Below are 4,195 nucleotides of genomic sequence, written 5' to 3'. Positions count from 1 at the left end.
CTTTCTCATTTACAACAATTTATCTAAAAGATACACCACTCAGATTTTAACTCTTGTTTTTAAACAACCTCTTAACTTATCGGGAGTATCCATGCTCCCGATTCTTTTCATTTTAATACCATATCAATCCAATGCATCAAAGTACAATTTATCTGACAATGCTTGCATTAAGCGCATCAATTGCCACAAAGGCTGAGAATCCGGATGCAGTCTATCAGACTTATCCGACCTATTCGGGTGAAGATCTTGAACTGACAGTCGACAGCAAGGGGACCCGTTGGCGTCTGTGGTCGCCGAAAGCAGAGGCCGCACGTGTCATTATCTATGACAGCGACCGCAATACTAAGGCTGTGGATACCATTGCCATGACCCGCAGCGAAGGTGGAACCTGGGTTGCTGGTGTGCCGCGTCAGCTTTACGGATCATTCTACACTTTTTCAATCCTCGACAATGGCAAATGGCTCGATGAGACTCCCGGAGTCTGGGCGAAGGCCGTAGGGACAAACGGACATCGGGCAGCCATCATAGATTTAGCCGCCACTGATCCCGCCGGATGGGCTTCGGACCGCGGCCCGCGGATCAGCCATATCAATGACGCTGTGATCTATGAAATGCACCATCGTGATTTTTCAGTCCATCCGTCATCCGGAATCGTGAATAAAGGCAAATTCCTAGCCTTGACCGAAGAAGCCACTACGGCCCCCGGCGGTGAAGCGACCGGCATTGACCATCTGAAGGAACTTGGAGTCACACATGTCCACATTCTGCCGTCTTACGACTACAACAGTGTGGATGAGGCCAATCTCCCCTCCAATCAGTACAACTGGGGCTATGATCCCTATAACTACAATGCGCCTGAAGGATCCTACTCGACAAATCCGGCAGATCCGGCTGCGAGAATCACTGAAATGAAGAAAATGGTCAAGAATCTTCATGACAACGGGATCGGAGTGATCATGGACGTGGTCTACAACCATACGGCTGATAACGACGAATCGAATTTCTCGCTTACCGCTCCCGGTTACTATTACCGCCATCGTCAGGACGGTACTTACAGCGACGCCTCAGGCTGCGGCAATGAAACTGCCTCGGACCGACAGCAGATGCGCGACTATATTGTCAACTCTGTCAGATACTGGGCCAAGGAATATCATATCGACGGTTTCCGTTTCGATCTGATGGCCATCCACGACACGGAGACAATGAACCAGGTCGCTGCGGCTTTGAAGGAGATCAATCCTGACATCTTTGTCTATGGCGAAGGCTGGACTGCCGGAGATTCTCCGCTGCCGGCAGAGCGGCGCGCCCTGAAGGAAAATGTCAGCAAGATGCCTGAGATCGCGGTGTTCAGCGATGACCTGCGCGACGCTGTCAAGGGGCATTATACCGATGCCTCTGACCGGGGCTTCGCGACAGGCAAACCGGGGCTTGAGGAAACCGTTAAAATCGGTATCGTCGGCGCCACGGCTCACCCTCAGGTAGATTATTCTAAAGGCAACAATTCAAAATTCGCCTACGCTTCGTCGCCGACACAGATCATCAATTACGTCTCGTGTCACGATGACCTCATGCTGACAGACAAATTGCGCAAGTCGATGCCCGATGCAAGCGAGGCCGACCGTCAGCGCGCGGCCCGTCTTGCCCAGACGATCGTGTTTACTTCGCAAGGCACACCTTTCATGTTTGCCGGTGAAGAAATTTTCCGTGACAAAAAGGGAGTGCACAATTCCTATAAATCGCCTGATTCAATCAACGCGATCGACTGGAATCTCAAACACATCAACCGTGAACAGTTCGACTATTACCGCGAACTGATCAAACTCCGCAAAGAGCATCCCGCATTCAGAATGACCACTGCCGGGCAGGTAGCCGCTCATCTGAAGTTTGACAATGTCAAGGAACCGAACCTGATTTCCTACTCACTGACCGACCATGCCAATGGCGACGAGTGGAAAGAGATAAAAGTGATCTTCAACGGCTCTGACGAAGCCCGCGAGGTCAAAATCCCGCGTGGAAAATGGATCGTGATTGCCGACGACGGCAAAATATCTGCTTCAGGCCTCGGAGAGAGCAAAGGCGGAAAAGTGACCGCGGCTCCTCGCTCGGCTCTGATCCTCGCACTCCCGAAGTGAGACTTGAAACGGGACGCGTTGACAGGATTGCGCCCGTAAGAAATATATTCTGAACATTTCCGCCGGGACCGGGTGCCAGACATCCGCTCCCGGCGGACTGTTTTTTTGCCATTCTGTAAATTTTATCACTCCGGAAGTCTTTTGTTTGTGACAGAGGCGGGCCGAATCAGGAAAATGGTTAATTTTGCAAAATAGAAATTTTCACAGGAATTTTTTTTAATTGGAATAATTATTTATCTGAATACCGTCGTGGAAAATAAAAAGAAACCAACCGCAATGCTGCGAATGCACTGTCCGGACCAACCGGGAATTATAGCAGTCATTACCGATTTCATCACAACCAACAGAGGGAACATCATCTATCTTGACCAGTATGTCGACCGGCAGAACGGAATTTTTTACATGAGGGTCGAATGGGAGCTGGAGAATTTTATGATTCCAACCGAGAAGATCGACGAATATTTCAACACTCTCTATGCCAGGCGCTATGAGCTGACTTACCGCATAAGTTTTTCAAGCCGGCGTCAGCGGATGGCTATTTTCGTCAGCAAGATGTCACATTGTCTTTATGACATGCTCGCGCGCCACATGGCCGGAGAGTGGGATGTCGACATTCCGGTCATCATCAGCAACCACCCGGACCTGGCGATCGCCGGTAAGCAATTCAACATTCCGTTCGAGCATATTCCGGTGACCCGCGACAACAAGGCTGAGATGGAACAGCGTGAATTCGAGATCCTTGACCGCTATAAGATTGATTTCATCGTCCTTGCGCGCTACATGCAGGTGCTGTCCGAGGATTTCATCAGCCGCTATCCCAACCGCATAATCAACATCCATCATTCATTCCTTCCGGCATTCATCGGTGCGAAACCCTATCATCAGGCTCATGAACGGGGAGTGAAACTGATCGGAGCAACAAGCCACTATGTCACCGCCGACCTTGATGCCGGACCTATCATCGAGCAGGATGTGGCCCGGATCACACATAAGGACACCATTGACGAGCTTGTCAAGAAAGGGCGGGATCTTGAAAAAATAGTCCTGTCACGCGCGGTGGAGAAACACATACAGCGCAAGATATTGACTTATAACAATAAGACCGTCGTGTTCAGCTGACGATCATGTCGGTTTTAAAAGTTGTTTCCGGATAAGAATTTAGCAATTTTTTCATTGGCCCGGTTAGGAATAAATGAAAATTATGACTACTTTTGCAGTTGTGTTGATTCGGCAGACCGTCCGGGCTTCACGATTCCATTATCCGATAGGAAAAAACAATAACGATAAACATTTTTTTTCACTCAACTATTGAGCAATATAACAATTGCTGAAAGACATTAGATATCGAAAAAACATCAACCGTAACTAAAAAAGCCGCGAGGCTTTGATCCAATTAACCCATACAGTATCTCAAACTCCAAAATTCAGAAAACCACTCATGGACAGCAACGAAAAGAAAAGCAAACGCCCACGTATAGGTGTTCGCCCCATCAATTCAGACAGTGTAGAAAACCGTAGCGACTTCTCATCTCAGGAAGGTGGACATGAGGGCCAGGAACGCCATCAGGCTTCTTATGGCAACAACACTTATGGTAACAACCGTCCTTACCAGCCGCGCCCTTACAACAACAACCGTCAGGGCGGCTATAACAACAACCGTTACAACAACAATAACAATCAAGGCGGCTATAACCGTTACAACAACAATAACCGCTACAATAATAACTATCAGCCCCGTCCGCAGGCCAATCCCCAGCACGAGGGAGAGCCTCAGACTTCAGCCGAGGGCGTAAACCAGACTTCGGCAGAAGGCGATAACGCCGGCTCCAATTACCAGCCGCGCTATAACAACAACCGTTACAACAACCAGGGCGGCTACAACAACAACCGTCAGGGCGGTTATAACAACAATCGTCAGGGCGGCTACAACAACAACCGTCAGGGCGGCTACAACAACAACCGCCAGGGTGGTTACAACAACAACCGTCAGGGTGGCTATAACAACCAGGGCGGCTACAACAACAACCGCCAGGGTGGTTACAACAACAACCGTGGGGGGCTGG

2 protein-coding genes and 1 pseudogene are annotated in these 4,195 nt (G+C 49.5%); all 3 read left to right on the top strand.

What is annotated here, in order from left to right; translation table 11 throughout:
- Positions 1-158: 158 nt before the first annotated feature.
- Positions 159-2,132: a type I pullulanase gene (gene pulA / locus K2H17_RS09310; protein WP_300134022.1), complete on the top strand. Its 1,974-nt coding sequence runs from the start codon at positions 159-161 to the stop codon at positions 2,130-2,132.
- Positions 2,133-2,381: 249 nt separating this feature from the next.
- The gene (gene purU / locus K2H17_RS09305) at positions 2,382-3,251 is read left to right on the top strand and encodes a formyltetrahydrofolate deformylase (RefSeq protein ID WP_300134020.1); all 870 of its coding nucleotides are present in this window, start codon (positions 2,382-2,384) and stop codon (positions 3,249-3,251) included.
- Positions 3,252-3,570: 319 nt separating this feature from the next.
- Positions 3,571-4,195, top strand: a pseudogene (locus K2H17_RS09300) (hypothetical protein); the annotation flags it as partial.

The sequence above is a fragment of the Duncaniella sp. genome (genome assembly GCF_029054785.1).
GTDB lineage: Bacteria > Bacteroidota > Bacteroidia > Bacteroidales > Muribaculaceae > Duncaniella.
Note: the sequence above shows the minus strand (reverse complement) of the source record. Positions and strands in the feature narration are given on the sequence as shown.